At 69.4% G+C, this 19,318-nt stretch carries 12 protein-coding genes; 6 read left to right on the forward strand and 6 right to left on the reverse strand.

What is annotated here, in order from left to right; translation table 11 throughout:
- Positions 1-28 precede the first annotated feature (28 nt).
- Both AC5P1C_RS16765 and AC5P1C_RS16770 read right to left on the reverse strand, forming a co-directional pair.
- Positions 29-1,216, reverse strand: coding sequence for a winged helix-turn-helix domain-containing protein (locus AC5P1C_RS16765; protein ID WP_493866636.1), 1,188 nt, complete (start codon positions 1,214-1,216; stop codon positions 29-31).
- Between the two features lie 59 nt (positions 1,217-1,275).
- Positions 1,276-1,872, reverse strand: coding sequence for a GNAT family N-acetyltransferase (locus AC5P1C_RS16770; RefSeq protein ID WP_493866637.1), 597 nt, complete (start codon positions 1,870-1,872; stop codon positions 1,276-1,278).
- A gap of 223 nt (positions 1,873-2,095) precedes the next feature.
- On the opposite strand from AC5P1C_RS16770, the gene secA reads away from it, so the two are divergent.
- Positions 2,096-4,933, forward strand: a complete 2,838-nt coding sequence (secA, locus tag AC5P1C_RS16775) for a preprotein translocase subunit SecA (RefSeq protein ID WP_493866638.1) — start codon at positions 2,096-2,098, stop codon at positions 4,931-4,933.
- Positions 4,934-5,018: 85 nt separating this feature from the next.
- Here secA and AC5P1C_RS16780 read toward each other — a convergent pair whose 3' ends face one another.
- A complete protein-coding gene (locus tag AC5P1C_RS16780) occupies positions 5,019-5,480 on the reverse strand; it encodes an Rv3235 family protein (protein ID WP_493866639.1) in 462 nt (153 codons plus the stop codon).
- A gap of 341 nt (positions 5,481-5,821) precedes the next feature.
- Between AC5P1C_RS16780 and AC5P1C_RS16785 the strand changes: the two genes are divergently transcribed.
- Together AC5P1C_RS16785 and AC5P1C_RS16790 are read left to right on the forward strand one after the other, a co-directional pair.
- Complete coding sequence (locus AC5P1C_RS16785) at positions 5,822-6,319, forward strand: DUF6912 family protein (protein ID WP_493866640.1); 498 nt, start codon at positions 5,822-5,824, stop codon at positions 6,317-6,319.
- Between the two features lie 268 nt (positions 6,320-6,587).
- Entirely contained in the window at positions 6,588-7,265 is a 678-nt protein-coding gene (locus AC5P1C_RS16790; RefSeq protein WP_493866641.1) for an HAD family hydrolase, read from the forward strand.
- Positions 7,266-7,277: 12 nt separating this feature from the next.
- Here AC5P1C_RS16790 and AC5P1C_RS16795 read toward each other — a convergent pair whose 3' ends face one another.
- Positions 7,278-7,844, reverse strand: coding sequence for a DJ-1/PfpI family protein (locus AC5P1C_RS16795; protein ID WP_493866642.1), 567 nt, complete (start codon positions 7,842-7,844; stop codon positions 7,278-7,280).
- 496 nt (positions 7,845-8,340) lie between these two features.
- Between AC5P1C_RS16795 and AC5P1C_RS16800 the strand changes: the two genes are divergently transcribed.
- The 3 genes from AC5P1C_RS16800 to AC5P1C_RS16810 all read left to right on the forward strand — a co-directional run bounded on the left by AC5P1C_RS16800 (position 8,341) and on the right by AC5P1C_RS16810 (position 17,543).
- Positions 8,341-13,287 (forward strand): NAD-glutamate dehydrogenase, encoded by a 4,947-nt coding sequence (locus AC5P1C_RS16800; protein WP_493866643.1) that lies wholly within the window; start codon positions 8,341-8,343, stop codon positions 13,285-13,287.
- Positions 13,288-13,473: 186 nt separating this feature from the next.
- Positions 13,474-16,362 carry a bifunctional glycosyltransferase/CDP-glycerol:glycerophosphate glycerophosphotransferase gene (locus AC5P1C_RS16805; protein WP_493866644.1) on the forward strand — a complete coding sequence of 963 codons (2,889 nt, stop codon included), beginning with the start codon at positions 13,474-13,476 and terminating at the stop codon, positions 16,360-16,362.
- Positions 16,363-16,373: 11 nt separating this feature from the next.
- A complete protein-coding gene (locus AC5P1C_RS16810) occupies positions 16,374-17,543 on the forward strand; it encodes a glycosyltransferase (RefSeq protein ID WP_493866830.1) in 1,170 nt (389 codons plus the stop codon).
- A 15-nt stretch (positions 17,544-17,558) separates the two neighbouring features.
- Here the strand turns inward: AC5P1C_RS16810 and AC5P1C_RS16815 are convergent, their stop codons facing one another.
- Entirely contained in the window at positions 17,559-18,359 is an 801-nt protein-coding gene (locus tag AC5P1C_RS16815) for an ABC transporter ATP-binding protein (protein ID WP_493866645.1), read from the reverse strand.
- Positions 18,352-19,272 (reverse strand): ABC transporter permease, encoded by a 921-nt coding sequence (locus AC5P1C_RS16820; protein ID WP_493866646.1) that lies wholly within the window; start codon positions 19,270-19,272, stop codon positions 18,352-18,354. Before AC5P1C_RS16820 ends, AC5P1C_RS16815 begins: the two co-directional genes overlap by 8 nt.
- Positions 19,273-19,318: the final 46 nt, after the last annotated feature.

The raw sequence follows: 19,318 nt of genomic DNA on the forward strand, positions 1-19,318 counted from the left end.
GGACCTCAGGTGAGGGCGGCGTCCGGCATCAGGCGAGGGCGCGGACCAGCTCCGCGGTCAGCTCGGGGCGGTTCACCCGCTCCACCCGTACGGAATCGCAGTTCACCCAGGACGCCGCCTCACGGAGCGCCCGAGCCACCGCGGGCACGGACTTGGGGTCGTCGAGGGACACCTGTTTGGCGACGAGCGTGCTGCCCTCGCGGGCGGGGTCCACGCGGCCGACCAGATGGCCACCGGAGAGGACCGGCATCGCGAAATAGCCGTGGATCCGCTTGGGCTTGGGGACGTACGCCTCCAGGCGGTGGGTGAAGCCGAAGATCCGCTCCGTGCGCGCCCGCTCCCAGATCAGGGAGTCGAAGGGCGAAAGGAGCGTCGTGCGATGGCGGCCGCGCGGCGCCGTCTCCAGGGCCGCGGGGTCGGCCCACGCGGGCTTGTCCCAGCCCGCCACCGTCACCGGGAGCAGGCCCGAGTCGGCGACCACCGCGTCGAACTGCTCGCCCTTGAGGCGGTGGTAGTCCGCGATGTCCGCGCGAGTGCCGACACCGAGCGACTGTCCGGCGAGGCGGACCAGGCGGCGCAGGCACTCCGTGTCGTCCAGGTCGTCATGGAGCAGCGTGTCCGGGATCGCGCGCTCCGCGAGGTCGTACACCCGCTTCCAGCTGCGGCGCTCGGTGCAGACCACCTCGCCGTACATCAGCGCGCGCTCGACGGCGACCTTCGCGTCCGACCAGTCCCACCACTCGCCCTTGTTCTTCGCGCCGCCCAACTCCGTGGCGGTGAGGGGGCCTTCGGCGGTGAGTTGCTTGATGACAGTGTCGTACGCGCCGTCCGGCAGGTCGTGGTGCCAGTGCGGGCGGGTGCGGTACGCCCGGCGGCGGAAGGCGAAGTGCGGCCACTCCTCGATGGGCAGGATGCACGCGGCGTGCGACCAGTACTCGAAGGCGTGCGGCCGGGCCGGTCCCGGGCCCGTCGCCCCGTCCCAGTACGCCGCCTCGATCCTGTCGCGGCCGACGGCGCCGAGACGGGCGTACGGAATGAGTTCGTGGGAGCGGGCCAGGACCGAGATCGTGTCGAGCTGGACCGCGCCGAGATGCCGCAGCACGCCCCGCACACCGGACCTGCGGTCCGGCGCGCCCAGGAATCCCTGGGCGCGCAGCGCGATGCGGCGGGCCTCGTCGGCGGAGAGGTCGATGGCGGGGCGCGGCAGGCTCGTCATGCCGGAAACGATAGGGCTCGGCACTGACAACGAACGCGGCCTGCGCCGATGGGAGGACCTCAGTCCCTGACCGAGTCCCGGGCCGCCTCCCCGGAGGGCAGATACGGCTGGCTCGACGACATGCCGAGGTCGCTCGGGAGCAGGGCGCCCACCCAGCAGTCGCGGAGCGTGGACTTGTTCAGGAGAGCGCCGCGCAGGGTGCCCTCGAAGGTGAAGCCCGCCTTCTCCACCACCGCGCGCGACCCCGTGTTGCCGACCTCGGCGCGCCACTCCAGGCGGGTGCAGCCCAGGTCGGTGAAGGCCCACCTGGCCAGGGCGAGGACGATCTCCTTCATGTAGCCGCGGCCCCGGTGCTCCTTCGTCGTCCAGAAGCCGACCTCCCAGGCGCCCGAGCGCGGGTGGTGCAGGCTGGCGGCGGCGATCAGTGGGCCGCCGCCCCGGGGACGTACGGCAAAGGTGTACTCCGTGTCGTAGCGCCAGCCGTCCGGCACCATGCGCGTGATGAAGCCCTCCGCGTCCGTGCGCGCGTACGGCGAGGGGATCGTGGTCCAGCGCTGGATGTCGGCGTCCTGGCAGGCTTCGTACGTCTCGTCCGTGTCGGCGGGCGTGAAGGCGCGCAGGCTCAGGCGCTCGGTGGTGAGGGTGACGGGCTCCATCCGGTGATTCTGCGGGGGTGCGGGACCTGAGGCCAGTGCTTTTGGCTGACCTTTCACCCGCATTTCGCCGAGCGCTGATCGGCACAACCCGGCACCTTCCAGGCCCCCCGTCCGTTGACGTATCGGCAGACCTCCCGGCGCGGCCCGCTCCTCGCTTACGATGGCCGTTGCCCCATGAGTAAACCGACCATGCCAGGCCCGACCGGCAAGGAGACCAACCCCCGTGTCCGTCCTCTCGAAGATCATGCGTGCAGGCGAAGGCAAGATCCTGCGCAAGCTGCACCGCATCGCGGACCAGGTCAACTCCATCGAAGAGGACTTTGTCAGCCTCTCCGACGCCGAGCTGCGCGCGCTGACCGCGGAGTACAAGGAGCGTTACGCCGACGGCGAGACCCTTGACGACCTCCTCCCCGAAGCCTTTGCCACCGTGCGTGAGGCCGCCAAGCGCGTCCTCGGCCAGCGGCACTACGACGTCCAGATGATGGGCGGCGCCGCGCTGCACCTCGGCCATGTGGCCGAGATGAAGACGGGTGAAGGCAAGACGCTCGTCGGTACCCTCCCCGCGTACCTCAACGCCCTGTCGGGCAAGGGCGTGCACCTGATCACGGTCAATGACTACCTGGCCGAGCGCGACTCCGAGATGATGGGCCGCGTCCACAAGTTCCTGGGCCTGAGCGTCGGCTGCATCATCGCCAACATGACGCCCGCCCAGCGCCGCGAGCAGTACGGCTGCGACATCACGTACGGCACGAACAACGAATTCGGATTCGACTACCTGCGCGACAACATGGCGTGGTCGAAGGACGAACTGGTGCAGCGCGGCCACAACTTCGCGATCGTCGACGAGGTCGACTCGATCCTGGTCGACGAGGCCCGTACGCCGCTGATCATCTCCGGCCCCGCCGACCAGGCCACCAAGTGGTACGGCGACTTCGCCAAGTTGGTCACCCGCCTCACCCGCGGTGAGGCCGGCAACACCCTCAAGGGCATCGAGGAGACCGGGGACTACGAGGTCGACGAGAAGAAGCGCACCGTCGCCATCCACGAGTCCGGTGTCTCCAAGGTCGAGGACTGGCTGGGCATCGACAACCTGTACGAGTCGGTGAACACCCCGCTCGTGGGTTACCTGAACAACGCCATCAAGGCCAAGGAGCTCTTCAAGGGCGACAAGGACTACGTCGTCATCGACGGCGAAGTCATGATCGTGGACGAGCACACCGGCCGTATCCTCGCCGGCCGCCGTTACAACGAGGGCATGCACCAGGCGATCGAGGCGAAGGAAGGGGTGGACATCAAGGACGAGAACCAGACCCTCGCCACGATCACCCTCCAGAACTTCTTCCGCCTCTACAAGCGCCACGACCACCAGGGCAAGGAAGTCTCCGGCCTCTGCGGCATGACCGGTACGGCCATGACCGAGGCCGCCGAGTTCCACCAGATCTACAAGCTGGGCGTCGTGCCGATCCCGACGAACCGGCCCATGGTCCGCGCCGACCAGTCGGACCTGATCTACCGCACCGAGGTCGCGAAGTTCGCCGCGGTCGTCGACGACATCGCCGAGAAGCACGAGCAGGGCCAGCCGATCCTGGTCGGCACGACCTCCGTGGAGAAGTCGGAGTACCTCTCCCAGCAGCTCTCCAAGCGCGGCGTCCAGCACGAGGTCCTGAACGCCAAGCAGCACGACCGTGAGGCGCCGATCATCGCCCAGGCCGGCCGCAAGGGCGCCGTCACCGTCGCCACGAACATGGCCGGACGAGGCACGGACATCAAGCTCGGCGGCAACCCGGACGACCTCGCCGAGGCGGAGCTGCGCCAGCGCGGCCTCGACCCCGTCGAGCACGTGGAGGAGTGGGCCGCGGCGCTGCCCGCCGCCATGGAGAAGGCCGAGCGGGCCGTCAAGGCGGAGTTCGAGGAGGTCGTGGACCTCGGCGGGCTCTACGTCCTCGGCACGGAGCGGCACGAGTCGCGCCGCATCGACAACCAGCTGCGTGGTCGTTCCGGCCGCCAGGGCGACCCGGGCGAGTCCCGTTTCTACCTGTCGCTCGGTGACGACCTGATGCGCCTGTTCAAGGCCCAGATGGTCGAGCGCGTGATGGCCATGGCGAACGTCCCGGACGACGTGCCGATCGAGAACAAGATGGTGACGCGCGCGATCGCGTCCGCCCAGTCGCAGGTCGAGCAGCAGAACTTCGAGACGCGTAAGAACGTCCTGAAGTACGACGAGGTCCTCAACCGCCAGCGCGAGGTCATCTACGGCGAGCGTCGCCGCGTCCTGGAGGGCGAGAACCTCCAGGACCAGGTCACGCACTTCATGGACGACACGATCGACGCGTACATCTCCGCGGAGACCGCCGAGGGCTTCGCGGAGGAGTGGGACCTGGACCGGCTGTGGGGCGCCTTCAAGCAGCTCTACCCGGTGAAGGTCACCATCGAGGAGCTCGAGGAGGACGCGGGTGACCGCGCGGGTCTGACCGCCGAGTTCATCTCCGAGGCCATCAAGGACGACATCCACCAGCAGTACGAGACGCGTGAGGAGCAGCTCGGCTCCGAGATCATGCGCGAGCTGGAGCGACGGGTCGTTCTCTCCGTGCTGGACCGCAAGTGGCGCGAGCACCTCTACGAGATGGACTACCTCCAGGAGGGCATCGGCCTGCGCGCCATGGCGCAGAAGGACCCGCTGGTCGAGTACCAGCGCGAGGGCTTCGACATGTTCAACGCCATGATGGACGGCATCAAGGAAGAGTCCGTCGGCTACCTGTTCAACCTGGAGGTCCAGGTCGAGCAGCAGGTCGAGGAGGTTCCGGTGTCGGACGCGGCCGCGGCTTCCCTGGACAAGAAGGACGCCGTTCCGGCCGGTAGCGGCCGTCCCGAGATCCGCGCCAAGGGCCTCGACGCCCCCCAGCGGCCCGACCGCCTCCACTTCCAGGCGCCGAATGCCGAGGGTGGCGTCGACGAGGGGGACTTCGAGACGGAGGACGCGGGCGTGCGGTCGGAGTCGGACGGGATGACTCGGGCGGAGCGGCGTAAGGCTCAGAAGGGTGGGCGTCGCCGTAAGAAGTAGCGGCGCGCTATAGCTGTCGGGGGCCGGGCACCGTGGGGTGCTCGGCCCCTTTGCCTTTCGTCTCACGCCTTTCGTCTCGTGTCCTTCACCTCGCAGGGGTGCCCACCTCTACCGCCGTGCAGCGCCAGCGCTGGTCCTCGCCCAGGTGCAGGCGGAACGCCAGGGCCCTGAGGGCGGGGCCCGTGCCGATCCTCGCGAAGACCTCGTAGACGCCGGGGCGGGGTTCGTAGTGGCCGATGCGGTGGATCGTGGGGCGGCGGCCGTTCACGTTCAGGGGCGCGCGTTCGGCGAGGCGGGTCAGCTCGTCGAAGGCGGTGTGGGCGATGTGGCGGGCCGCCCAGTGGACCGGCTTCTGGCCGCTGAGGACCAGGAGCAGGCGTTCGGTGAAGAGCTCTGTGGGGTGCGGCGGGGGCTGGGGCGGAGTCCTCAGGGGGCGCACCGGTGGGCGGGCCGCCGTGGGGCCCGTCGGGCGGCGTGGGTCCGTGCGGCCCGGCGGGCGGGTGGGTGCCGCCGGGCGGGGGCGGGGCCTGGTCATTACCTTGTGCATGCCGTATCGCCTCCGGCTTCGCTGTCCCGGCCCGACCTTGGATACCGGGGAGTAACTTCCGTCGGAGATCTTCTACGGGGGTGGAGGTGGGGGTCGCAAGGAGGTGCCGGTGGTGGGGGCGGGGGCCGGACGGATCACCTATCAGGGTGGTGGGAGGCGCGTTCTTCCATGGGGGCGCTGGGGTGTGCAGGGTGAAGGGCGGGGGTGCGGGGTGACGTGGGGGGTGGGTGTGGGGCGCAGCTCGAAGGGGGACCCCGCGCGTATTCTGGGGGCCTCTTCTTGTGCGATACCGACTCTTGCCGTACCGACTGTTGCCGTACCGACTGTGAAAGCTGGCCGTCATGCGCGTCTACGTTCCCCTGACCCTGAGTGGCCTCGCCGAGGCGTACAAGGCGGGAGAGCTGGGGCAGGGGCCCGTGCCGCTGACCGCCTACGCAGTGACGCCCGCTCTGCGTGAGTGGTACGTCTCGGACGACGTGGAGGAGCTGGAGTACGCCGCCCTCAACCGGGCCGCGCTCGCTTCGCTGCGGTTGATCGCGGGGGATCCCGGGGCTGCTCGTCGGCGGGTCGTGCTGGCCGCGGACGTGGCGGACGGAGCGGTGGAGCTCGACCCGGAGCTCGGGCTCGGCGAGGTGCGGGTGGCCGGGGCCCTGGGGCTGAAGAAGGTCGCCGCCGTGCATGTGGATGCCGGGGACGCGGAGGCGGATGTCGCCGCGGGTGCGGAGGCTCTGGGGGCCGCGGACCAGGGGGACGACGGCGCGCGGTTCACGGTGGACGGCGTCGAGGACCACGAGCTGCTGTGGTTCGCCACGCAGGAGATTCCCGGGTTGATCGGCTGAGGGTTCCCTGCGGGGCTTGGGCGGTGCCGCGGTGCCGCGGTGCCGCGGTGCTGGTCCGTCTTGGGGGCGGGGCCGCGCCGGTATGTCCGTCCTCGCTGTCGTCCGGTGGCCGTGGGGATACTTCGGTGAGGGAGTGCCGTGAGCCGTGCTCCGGGCGGACATACCGGCACGTCCCCTCGCGTGCGCGCCCGACTGCGGGTGTGTGGGGGCCGATCTCCCTGGCAGTAATGGGGAGTGGGCCCGAGGGGCGTGCGGGTACCGTTTCCCTATGGGGAAGCTGCTGCGCGGGGCGCATATCGTGTGGGACTGGAACGGGACCTTGCTGCATGACATCGATGCGGTGATCGAGTCGACGAACGCCTCCTTCGCGGAGCTCGGGCTCGAGCCGATCACGCTCGAGCGGTACCGCGATCTGTACTGCGTACCCGTTCCGCTGTTCTATGAGCGGCTCATGGGGCGATTGCCCACGGACGACGAGTGGGCTGTCATGGACGCCGTTTTCCACAAGCACTACTGGGCTCGGGCCGAGGCGTGCGGGCTCGCTGAGGGGGCCGCCGAGCTGCTCGCCGGGCGGCGGGCCGCCGGGCGTACGCAGTCGTTGCTGTCGCTCGCTCCGCACGAGCACCTCGTGCCGATCGTGCGGCGGCACGGCATCGAGGAGCACTTCGTGCGCATCGACGGCCGTACGGACACCTCGCACGCCGGCAAGGCCGAGCGGATGGTGCGGCACCTGGAGGCTCTGGAAGGGGTCACCGCCGCCGAGAGCATCGTCGTCATCGGCGACGCCGTCGATGACGCCGTTGCCGCCGCGCATGTCGGTGCTCAGGCCGTGCTCTACACCGGGGGGTCCCACAGCCGGGCCAGCCTGGAGGCCGTCGGGGGCGGGGTCCCCGTGGTCGACAGTCTTGCCGATGCCGTGGACGTGGCCGAGCGGTTGGCCGCCTGAGTCATTGGCCGCCTAGGTCGCCGGCGCCTTCGCTCGCAGCACCGTCAGGAATTCCCGCATCCAGCCCGAGTGGTCCGGCCAGGCACGGGCCGAGACCAGCGTGCCGTCGACCACCACCTCCGCGTCACGGAAGGTCGCGCCCGCCGTCTGCATGTCCAGCTCCAGGGCCGGATACGCCGTGACCCTGCGGCCGCTCAGGCCGCCGATCGCCGCGGTCAGGAGCGGGCCGTGGCAGATCTGAGCGACCGGCTTGTCCGCGTCGAAGAACGACTTGAGGATCTTGCGGAGCTCCGGGTCGTTGCGCAGATACTCCGGGGCCCGGCCGCCCGGGATCACCAGAGCGGCGTACTGACCGGGGTCGACTTCGGAGAAGGCGAGGTCCGCGGGCCAGGTGTAGCCCGGCTTCTCCGTGTACGTGTCGAAGCCGGGCACGAAGTCGTGCACCACGAACTGCAGCGTCTTGCGGGCGGGGGCCGCGATGTGGACGTCGTACCCCTCCTCGCGCAGCCGTTGGAAGGGGTACAGGACCTCAAGGGACTCCGCCGCGTCACCGGTCACTATCAGGATCTTGGCTGCCATCGCTGCTCGCTCCCCAGTCGCGTGCCGTCCGTCCGTCCCGCTCAACGTGCATCCGCCCGTCCGGTTTGCCAAGAGGGCTCACCGGTTCGCCGAGGGGGCCCTTCGCCGACAGATGGCGCGAAAGTCTCTGTGCAGAGTGTCAAAGTTCCACCCCTGCTTTTGTACACATACGGCTCATGACGACTCCCGGGTGGAGGGCGATAGCCTTGACCCGTGATCAGCGCGATATCCCGCGGGGGCGTGTACGCCCCCGCCCTGCGCCCGGGGAACACGGAGGACATCCGTGCCCGGGGCGTCGCTGACGCTTCTTGGCGGTGCGGCCGGCCAGATCAGCCCGGCCATCGGTCAGCGAAACCGCTGAAAATGGCGGATAACCGCCCGCCCATATCTCACCGCGGCATAACGTCGACTTCGACCGGAGACCCCGCGTCGCGGCGTTACGTCGGATCACTTCCTTCTACGTCACGCAACGGCGCGCGACAGGAGTCAGAGGACAATGCAGACCAAGCTGGACGAAGCCAAAGCCGAGCTGCTCACACGGGCGGCCCGGGTAGCTGAGAACAGCCCGGTCGGTGGCCGCCAACCGAATGGGGCACCGACCGGGTCGAAGGGCGACGAGGCCACTCCTGACGAGGACATGGCCCTTGCGTTCCTCCAGCGCTACTACCTGCACACCGCCCCGGAGGACCTCGCCGACCGCGACCCGGAAGACGTCTTCGGAGCAGCTTTCTCCCACTACCGACTGGCCGAGAACCGCCCCCAGGGCACGGCCAACGTCCGTGTGCACACCCCGACCGTCGAAGAGAACGGCTGGACCTGCAGCCACTCCGTCGTCGAGGTGGTCACCGACGACATGCCCTTCCTGGTCGACTCGGTCACCAACGAGCTCTCGCGGCAGGGGCGCGGCATCCATGTCGTCATCCACCCCCAGGTCGTCGTACGGCGTGACCTGACCGGCAAGCTGCTCGAAGTCCTCACGGCCCCCGGCGCCGAGCGCCCGCACGACGCGCTCACCGAGTCCTGGATCCACGTCGAGATGGACCGCGAGACCGACCGTGCGGACCTGAAGCAGATCACCGCCGATCTGCTCCGGATCCTCTCCGACGTACGTGAGACGGTCGAGGACTGGGAGAAGATGCGCGACGCGGCGCTGCGCATCGCCGACGAGCTTCCCACCGAGCCGACCGCCGACGACCTGCGCGACCAGGAGGTCGACGAGGCCCGCGAGCTCCTTCGCTGGCTCGCCGACAACCACTTCACCTTCCTCGGCTTCCGTGAGTACGACCTGACGGAGGAGGACTCGCTCGCCGCCGTGCCCGGCACCGGCCTCGGCATCCTGCGCGCCGACCCGAAGCACGAGGGCGAGGAGGACCATCCGGTCAGCCCCTCCTTCAGTCGGCTTCCCGCGGACGCGCGTGCGAAGGCCCGTGAGCACAAGCTGCTCGTCCTCACCAAGGCCAACAGCCGCGCCACCGTGCACCGGCCCAGCTACCTCGACTACGTCGGCGTGAAGAAGTTCGACTCCGACGGCAACGTCATCGGCGAGCGGCGCTTCCTCGGTCTCTTCTCGTCCGCCGCGTACACCGAGTCCGTGCGCCGCGTGCCGGTCATCCGCCGCAAGGTCCAGGAGGTCCTCAAGGGCGCGGGCTTCTCGCCCAACAGCCACGACGGCCGCGACCTGCTGCAGATCCTGGAGACCTACCCGCGCGACGAGCTCTTCCAGACGCCGCCCGACGAGCTGCGCGCCATCGTCACGTCCGTCCTGTACCTCCAGGAGCGCCGTCGACTGCGGCTCTACCTGCGCAAGGACGAGTACGGGCGTTACTACTCGGCCCTCGTCTACCTGCCTCGTGACCGCTACACCACCGGCGTACGCCTGCGGATCATCGACATCCTCAAGGAGGAGCTCGGCGGCACCAGCGTCGACTTCACCGCGTGGAACACCGAGTCGATCCTCTCCAGGCTGCACTTCGTGGTCCGCGTCGCGCCGGGCGGCGGGCTTCCGCAGCTCACCGACGCCGACACCGACCGCATCGAGGCACGGCTCGTCGAGGCCGCCCGCTCCTGGGCCGACGGCTTCGGCGAGGCGCTGACCGCCGAGTGCGGTGAGGAGCGCGCCGCCGAGCTGCTCCGCCGCTACTCGGGCGCCTTCCCCGAGGGCTACAAGGCGGACCACTCGCCGCGCGCCGCCGTCGCCGACCTCCAGCACCTGGAGCAGCTCAAGCACGGGCGCGAGGACTTCGCCCTGAGCCTGTACGAGCCGGTGGGCGCCGCCCCCGGCGAGCGCCGCTTCAAGATCTACCGCTCGGGCGGCCAGGTCTCGCTCTCCGCGGTCCTGCCGGTCCTCCAGCGCCTGGGCGTCGAGGTCACCGACGAGCGTCCCTACGAGCTGCGCTGCACGGACCGTACGAACGCGTGGATCTACGACTTCGGTCTGCGCCTGCCCAAGTCCCAGAACGGCAACGGCGACTACTTGGGCGACGACGGCCGCGAGCGCTTCCAGGAGGCCTTCTCCGCCGCCTGGACGGGCGAGGCCGAGGTCGACGGATTCAACTCCCTCGTCCTGCGGGCCGGGCTCAACTGGCGCCAGGCGATGGTGCTCCGCGCCTACGCCAAGTACCTGCGCCAGGCGGGCTCCACCTTCAGCCAGGACTACATGGAGGACACCCTCCGCAACAACGTCCACACCACCCGCCTGCTCGTCTCGCTCTTCGAGGCGCGGATGTCCCCGGACCGCCAGCGCGCAGGGAACGAGCTGACCGACGGGCTCCTCGAAGAGGTGGACGGGGCGCTCGACCAGGTGGCCTCGCTGGACGAGGACCGGATCCTGCGGTCCTTCCTCACCGTCATCAAGGCGACGCTGCGCACGAACTTCTTCCAGGAGGCGGAGGGCGGCAAGCCGCACAGCTACGTCTCCATGAAGTTCGACCCGCAGGCCATCCCGGACCTTCCCGCGCCGCGTCCGGCGTACGAGATCTGGGTGTACTCGCCGCGCGTCGAGGGCGTGCACCTGCGCTTCGGCAAGGTCGCCCGCGGTGGCCTCCGCTGGTCCGATCGGCGTGAGGACTTCCGTACCGAGATCCTCGGCCTGGTCAAGGCGCAGATGGTGAAGAACACCGTCATCGTGCCCGTCGGCGCCAAGGGCGGCTTCGTCGCCAAGCAGCTGCCCGACCCGTCCGTGGACCGTGACGCGTGGCTGGCCGAGGGCGTGGCCTGCTACAAGACGTTCATCTCGGCGCTGCTCGACATCACCGACAACCTGGTCGCGGGCGAGGTCGTGCCGCCGGCCGACGTCGTCCGCCACGACGAGGACGACACGTACCTCGTGGTCGCCGCCGACAAGGGCACGGCGACGTTCTCGGACACCGCGAACGAGGTCGCCCAGTCCTACAACTTCTGGCTCGGTGACGCCTTCGCCTCCGGCGGCTCCGCCGGATACGACCACAAGGGCATGGGCATCACCGCCCGCGGCGCCTGGGAGTCCGTCAAGCGGCACTTCCGGGAGCTGGGCACCGACACCCAGACCGAGGACTTCACGGTCGTCGGCGTCGGCGACATGTCCGGTGACGTGTTCGGCAACGGCATGCTGCTTTCCGAGCACATCCGCCTGGTGGCCGCCTTCGACCACCGGCACATCGTCATCGACCCCAGGCCGGACGCCGCCACCTCGTACGCGGAGCGGCGCCGCCTCTTCGAGCTGCCGCGCAGCTCCTGGGCGGACTACAACAAGGAGCTGCTCTCCGCGGGCGGCGGGATCTTCCCGCGCAGCGCCAAGGCGATCCAGCTGAACGCCCACATCCGCGAGGCACTCGGCATCGAGACGGGCGTCGCCAAGATGACCCCGGCCGACCTGATGAAGGCGATCCTGCAGGCGCCGGTCGACCTGCTGTGGAACGGCGGCATCGGTACGTACGTGAAGTCGTCCGTCGAGTCGAACAGCGACGTCGGCGACAAGGCGAACGACGCGATCCGCGTGAACGGCGCCGACCTGCGCGTCAAGGTCGTCGGCGAGGGCGGCAACCTCGGTCTGACCCAGCTGGGCCGCATCGAGTTCGCGCGGGCCGGCGGACACATCAACACGGACGCGATCGACAACAGCGCGGGCGTGGACACCTCCGACCACGAGGTGAACATCAAGATCCTGCTCAACGCGGTCGTCGGAGCCGGCGACATGACCGTCAAGCAGCGCAACAAGTTCCTCGCCGCGATGACGGACGAGGTCGGATCCCTGGTCCTGCGCAACAACTACGCGCAGAACACCGCCCTGTCGAACGCGGTCGCCCAGTCCCCGTCCCTCCTCCACGCCCACCAGCGCTTCATGCGCCGCCTGGGCCGTGACGGTCACCTGGACCGGGCCCTGGAGTTCCTGCCCACCGACCGGCAGATCCGTGAGCTCCTGAACTCGGGCCGCGGGCTCAGCCAGCCCGAGCTCGCCGTGCTCCTCGCGTACACGAAGATCACGGCGGCCGACGAGCTGATCCATACCACGCTCCCGGACGACGACTACCTGCGCGGTCTCCTTCACGCGTACTTCCCGCAGGCGCTGCGGGAGAAGTTCCCCGAGCAGATCGACGAGCACGCGCTGCGCCGCGAGATCATCACGACGGTCCTGGTCAACGACACGGTGAACACCGGTGGTTCGACCTTCCTGCACCGCCTCCGCGAGGAGACGGGGGCCTCGCTCGAGGAGATCGTGCGGGCGCAGCTCGCGGCCCGTGAGATCTTCGGCCTGAGCAAGGTCTGGGACGCGGTAGAGGCGCTCGACAACGTGGTGGCGGCCGACGTCCAGACCCGGGTGCGGCTGCACTCGCGCCGTCTGGTCGAGCGCGGCACGCGCTGGCTGCTCAACAACCGGCCGCAGCCGCTCCAGCTAGCCGAGACCATCGACTTCTTCCGCGAGGGTGTCGCCGAGGTCTGGACCGAGCTGCCCAAGCTCCTGAGCGGCTCCGACCAGGAGTGGTACCAGGGCATCCGGGACGAGCTGACGGGCGCGGGCGTCCCCGACGAACTCGCGCAGCGGGTCGCCGGGTTCTCCTCGGCCTTCCCGTCGCTCGACATCGTGGCGATCGCCGACCGCATGGGCAAGGAGCCGATGGCCGTCGCCGAGGTCTACTACGACCTCGCCGACCGGCTGCGGATCACCCAGCTCATGGACCGCATCATCGAGCTGCCGCGGGCCGACCGCTGGCAGTCGATGGCCCGTGCGTCCATCCGCGAGGACCTGTACGCGGCGCATGCCGCCCTGACGGCCGACGTGCTGGCCGCCGGGAACGGCCAGGACACTCCCGAGCAGCGGTTCAAGGCCTGGGAGGAGAAGAACGCGGCGATCCTGAGCCGTTCGCGGACGACGCTGGACGAGATCCAGAGCTCGGACGCGTTCGACCTGGCGAACCTGTCGGTCGCCATGCGGACGATGAGGACGCTGCTGCGCACGCACTCGTAATCCGTATCCGGCGTACGTCGAAGGGGGCGCCCCGAGCCTGATGGCTCGGGGCGCCCCCTTCGCTTATCCGGACGCGCGTACCAAGATGCGCGTATCGGCACTGGGCCAAACACACCCCCCTGAAGGGCGCTAATCGGGCATTCGCGATAATTAGTAGGATGGGCCGGTATCTGACTGGAGGGGCACATGGGAGCGATAAGTGAGCGAGCGGCGCCGGAGGCGCGGCCCGATGTGTCCGTAGTGGTGATCGTCTACAACGACGCCGAGCGGTTGCCGACCGCCGTCCGTTCGGTGCTCGACCAGACGCTGTGCGGCGTCGAGGTCGTCATCGTCGACGACTGCAGCACGGACGACTCGTACGGGACGGCACAGCGCCTCGCCGCCGAGTACCCCGAACGGGTGCGGGCCTACCAGCTGCCGGAGAACAGCGGCGGGTGCGGCGAGCCCCGGAACGTGGGCATCGGGCACACCGTCGGCAGCCATGTGATGTTCCTCGACAGCGACGACGTCCTGGAGCGCAACGCCTGCCGGAACCTGCTCGAGGCGGCCGAGCGCGACGGCTCGGACATCGTCGCCGGGCTCTGCGTGCGGCTGCACGTGGACACGCGCAACAAGAAGCGCGACCAGTGGTACCCCTGGCTCTACGCCAGGACCCGCACCCTGGAGTCCGTCGACGAGCTGACCGACCTGTTCGTCTGGGACACGCTCTCCACGAACAAGCTCTACCGCCGCGACTTCCTCGTCGAGAACGGCCTGCGCTTCCTCAAGGGCATGTTCTACGAGGACCTGATGTTCATCGCCGAGGCCTACCTCGCGGCCGGGCGCATCACGCTCATCCCGAACCAGGTCTACTTCTGGCACGTCTACGAACGCGGCGCCGTGAAGTCCGTGAGCAACCGGCGCCACGAGATGATCAACTTCGAGCACCGGATGGAGATCCACCGCCGGATCGACGCCCTGCTCGCCCAGCGCGGCCTCGACGAGCTGCGCCTGGCCAAGGACGTCAAGTTCCTCAAGCACGACCTGGTGCTCCACCTGCGCGACCTGCCGTTCCGCGACGCCTCCTACCGGCAGGAGTTCGCCGGCCTCGCCCGCGGCTATCTCGCCGGGGTCGACCGCGCCGCGTACGACGAGGTACAGCCCATTCAGGCCATCTGCGCCTACCTCCTGGAGCAGGGCGACTGGGACAACCTGCTGCCCGCCGTCGACACTCTCACCAACCGCGACAAGATCTCCTCGTCGCTCGCCGAGCGGGACGGCCGCGTGTACTGGTGCGCCGAGCACCTCGACGACCCCGTCGGCCGCCAGGTCCTCGACGTGACCGAGCTCGGCTACCACAGCAAGCGCCTCGACCAGATGTTCCTGCGCAACGTCCTGACGCGGTACGAGGAGTCCGCGGGCACCGTCCGCATGGCGGGCCGCGTCACCAACCCGCTCGGCGTCGTCGGACCGGGCGCCGTGCTCACCGCGGAGCTCGAGTTCAGCGCGCGCCGCCGCAGCCTGCAGGCCTTCCGCTTCCCGGTCGCCGCCGTGCGGCACGAAGGGGAGACCATCGCCTGGGAGGCCTCCGTCGACCTCGCGCGGCGGCTGCGTCCGCTCGGCGTCGTCGACGCGGTGTGGGACGTGCGCCTGCACCTCTTCGCCGACGGCGTGCGCACCAGGACGCGGCTCACCGCGGGCGATCCGGGGCTCGCCGAGGGAAGGCTCCCGGTGCGCCCGCGCCTCACCCGTCTTGTCGCCGACCACATGGAGCCGGAGGTCTCGCAGCGCGGGCACCTCGCGTTCCGGCTCGTCACGCGGGACGCGGCGGGCGGCCGGATCCAGGACCTGGTGGCGCGCGGCACGCAGGGCGCGCCGGGGCGGCTCGCCAAGTCCGGCTACCGCAGGGCGAAGAAGCTGCGCAAGGACCTCACCTCCGGGCAGAGCAAACTGCGCGTGTACGACGAGGTGTTCAGCCGTCTGCCGGTGAAGAAGCGCACGGTCGTCTTCGAGAGCCACCTCGGCAAGCAGTACAGCGACAGCCCCCGGGCGATCTACGAGGAGATGCGGCGCCAGGGTCTCGACTTCGATGCCGTGTGGTCCTACGCCGGGGACCCGAAGGGGTTCCCCCGGGACGCGACGCTGGTGCGGCGCTGGTCGCTGCCCTACCTCCGGGCCCTCGCGCAGGCCGAGTTCTGGGTCGACAACCAGAGCTATCCGCTGGGGCTCACCAAGCGCCCCGGGACGACGTACATCCAGACCTGGCACGGCTCGGCGCTCAAGCGCATGGGCTTCGACGAGCCCGACTGGAAGCTGCGCAGCAAGGCCCGCCAGGAGCAGCAGCAGCGGGTCCTCGACCGCTTCGACCGCTTCCTGATCCGGTCCGAGCACGACGTGCGGACGCTGGCGAAGGCCCTGCGCCTGAAGGAGAAGGTGCTCCTGAGGGTCGGCTATCCGCGCAACGACGCGCTGGTGCGGGCGAAGAGGGCCGAGGACGCGAGCGGGGTGCGTGAACGCGGGCCGCTTGCCGCGGAGTTGGGCATCCCCGAGGACAAGCAGGTGCTGCTCTACGCACCGACCTTCCGCCGGTTCGGCGGCCGGCACGGGCGCTTTGAACTGCCCTTCGACGTCGAGCGGTTCGCGGAGGAGTTCGGCGACCGGTACGTGCTGCTCGTGCGCTCGCACTACCTGAACCACGTGGTGCTCCCGCCGTCCGTGCGGGGCCGCGTCATCGACGTCTCCGCACACCACGACGTCACGCCGCTCTACCAGCTCGCCGACGCGATGATCACCGACTACTCGTCCGTGATGTTCGACTACGCCCTTCTGGACCGCCCGATGCTGTTCTTCACGTACGACTACGAGGAGTACGTCCACGAGGGCCGCGGCACCTACTTCGACCTGCGAGAACGGGCTCCAGGCCCGGTGGTCGACACCGAGGACGAGCTGTTCGGGGCGCTGAAGGCCCTGGACGACCAGGCCCTCGGGTACGGGCCGGCGCGGGCGCGGTTCGTGGCCGAGTTCGGTGAGTACGACCGGGGCGACGCGGCCAAGAGCGTCGTCGATCAGTTCTTCTCGCACTGGAGCGGCAAGTGAGTCAGACAGTGATGGAGCCCGAGACCGGGACGGCGCTGCGGACGCGCGACATCTTCTTCGTCTCCAACAGCGTGAACGAGCTGGGCGGCGTGACCAGTTGGTCCCACCAGCTGGCCCGCCTCTTCGTCGAGCGCGGCCACCGCGTGCACGTCATCGGCATCACGGAACCCGGCGAACCGCAGGACATCGGCACGGACCTGCCGTACCCCACCACGACGCTGTACGACGAGCACCCGCCGCGCGTCGGCCCGGTGCGCGGCATCAAGGGGCGGCTCAACGTGGCCGAGCACCTGCAGCGCGCGCGGCGCGAGGAGGGTATGCACGAGCAGGCCGCCAAGCTGACCGCCATGTTCGCGCAGGCCGGACCCGGTGCCGTCGTCATCGTCACGCAGGTGTGGGCGATGGAGTGGGTCGAACTCGCCGACACGAGCGGCATGTCGGTGATCGGCATGAGCCACGAGTCGTTCGCCTACTCGCGCGCTTCCTCGCGCGGATCGCGCGTGCGCAAGCACTACAAGGACGTCGACCGGATGCTCGCGCTGACCCGCGAGGACGCCGACCTGTGGATCAGGCAGGGCCTGGACAACGCGTCCTTCATGCCGAACCCGCTGCCCTTCATGCCCGAGGTGGCGTCCGAGCGCACCGAGAAGGTCGTCACCAGCATCGGCCGCCTGCACGACCAGAAGGGCATCGACATGCTCCTCGACACCTGGGCGGAGGTCGCGCCGCTGCACCCGGACTGGAAGCTGCGGATCTACGGCTCCGGCGAGGACGAGGAGACCCTCAAGAAGCAGTGCACGTCCCTGGGTCTTGACGGCTCCGTCGAGTGGATGGGGCAGACGAGTGATGTGCCCGCGGCGCTGCGGGGCGGTTCGGTGTTCGTGCAGTCGTCGCGGGGCGAGGGCTTCCCGCTCGCGCTGATGGAGGCGATGGCCACCGCGGTGCCGTGCGCGGCCTTCGACTGCGCGCCCGGCGTGCATGAGATCGTCCAGGACGGTGTGGACGGGCTGCTTGCGCGGCTCGGCAACACGAGTGAACTGGCGCGCAGGCTGGACACGTTGATGTCCGACAAGGAGCTGCGGGACCGGATGGGCGAGCTGGCCAGGGTGAACATCCAGCGCTATACGACGGGTGAAGTCGTGCGGCGCTGGGAGGAGTTGTTCGCGTTCCTGGAGCGCTGAGAGAGCCCGGGAGCCCTACTTCTTGCCGCCCGTGAAGCGCTCGTACTCCTTCAGGACGTCCTCCGTCGGGCCGTCCATGCGCAGTTCGCCGTGCTCCAGCCAGAGCACGCGCTCGCAGGTGTCGCGGATCGACTTGTTGTTGTGGCTGACCAGGAAGACCGTGCCCGCGCGCTTGCGCAGCTCGCGGATGCGGGCCTCCGACCGCTTCTGGAAGGAGCGGTCGCCGGTCGCCAGGGCCTCGTCGATGAGCAGGACGTCGTGGTCCTTGGCGGAGCCGATGGAGAAGCGCAGGCGGGCCGCCATGCCGGAGGAGTACGTACGCATGGGGAGCGTGATGAAGTCGCCCTTCTCGTTGATGCCGGAGAAGTCGACGATGTCCTGGTAGCGCTCCTGGACCTGCTCGCGGCTCATGCCCATCGCCAGGCCGCCGAGGCGGACGTTGCGCTCGCCGGTCAGGTCGTTCATCAGGGCCGCGTTCACGCCGAGGAGGGAGGGCTGGCCGTCGGTGAAGATGCGGCCGTGCTCGACGGGCAGGAGGCCCGCGATCGCCTTCAGGAGGGTCGACTTGCCCGAGCCGTTCGTGCCGATCAGGCCGATGGCCTCGCCCTTGTGGGAGGTGAAGGACACCTTCTTGACGGCGTGCACCTTGCGTACGCCGGACTCCTCGCCGTCCTTCCCGCGGCGCTTGAGGACGCGGCCAAGCGCGGCGGTCGCGCTGCCGCGGCCCGCGGTGGCGCCGGCGCCGTGGACGCGGTAGACGATGTCGACCTGGTCGACGATGACGGTGGGGGCGTTGTCGTTCCTGGTGTCAGCCACGGCCGTACGTCTCCTCTGCCTTCCAGAAGTAGATGAACCCGCCGAGTCCGGCGAGCAGCGCCCAGCCGACGGCCCACGCCCAGACGTGGTCCGGGAGCTGGCCCGCCTGGTAGCTGTCGATGAGCGCGAAGCGCATCAGGTCGATGTAGATGGCTGCCGGGTTGCACTCCAGGAGGACCTGGAGCGCGTGCGGCAGGTGCTGGTCCTTCAGGACGGCGTCGATGCTCCACATCACGCCGGACACGTACATCCACGTACGCAGCACGAACGGCATCAGCTGGGCGATGTCCGGTGTCTTGCTGCCCAGGCGGGCCATCACCAGGGCCAGGCCCGTGTTGAACGCGAACTGGAGGACCAGGACCGGGATCACCAGGAGCCAGGACACGGCCGGCGGGACGCCGAAGCAGAGCAGGATCACGACCAGCGCGCACATGGAGAAGAGGAGCTGCTGGAGCTGCTGGAGGCAGAACGAGATCGGCAGCGCGGCCCGCGGGAAGTGCAGGGCGCGGACCAGGCCGAGGTTGCCCGCGATGGCGCGGGTGCCCGCCATCACCGAGCTCTGCGTGAACGTGAAGATGAAGACGCCGGTGACCAGGAACGGGACGTAGTCCGGGACGTCGTGCTTGGTGTTCATCAGGACGCCGAAGATGAAGTAGTAGACCGCCGCGTTCAGGAGCGGCGTCATCACCTGCCAGACCTGGCCGAGCTTCGCCTGGCTGTACTGGGCGGTGAGCTTGGCGGTCGAGAAGGCGGTGATGAAGTGGCGTCGCTGCCAGAGTTGCCGCACGTACGCGGGGAGCGTGGGGCGGGCGCCGCTGACGGTCAGGCCGTGCCGGGCGGCGAGCTCGGCGGGGTCGACGGCGGGGTCGGTGCCGGCCGCGGGGCGGGGTGGGGCGTCGAGGACCTGACTCACGTCCGCTGCTTTCACTCGGAGCCATGGGATACGACGGGACGTACAT

Source organism: Streptomyces sp. A18 (assembly GCF_059026065.1).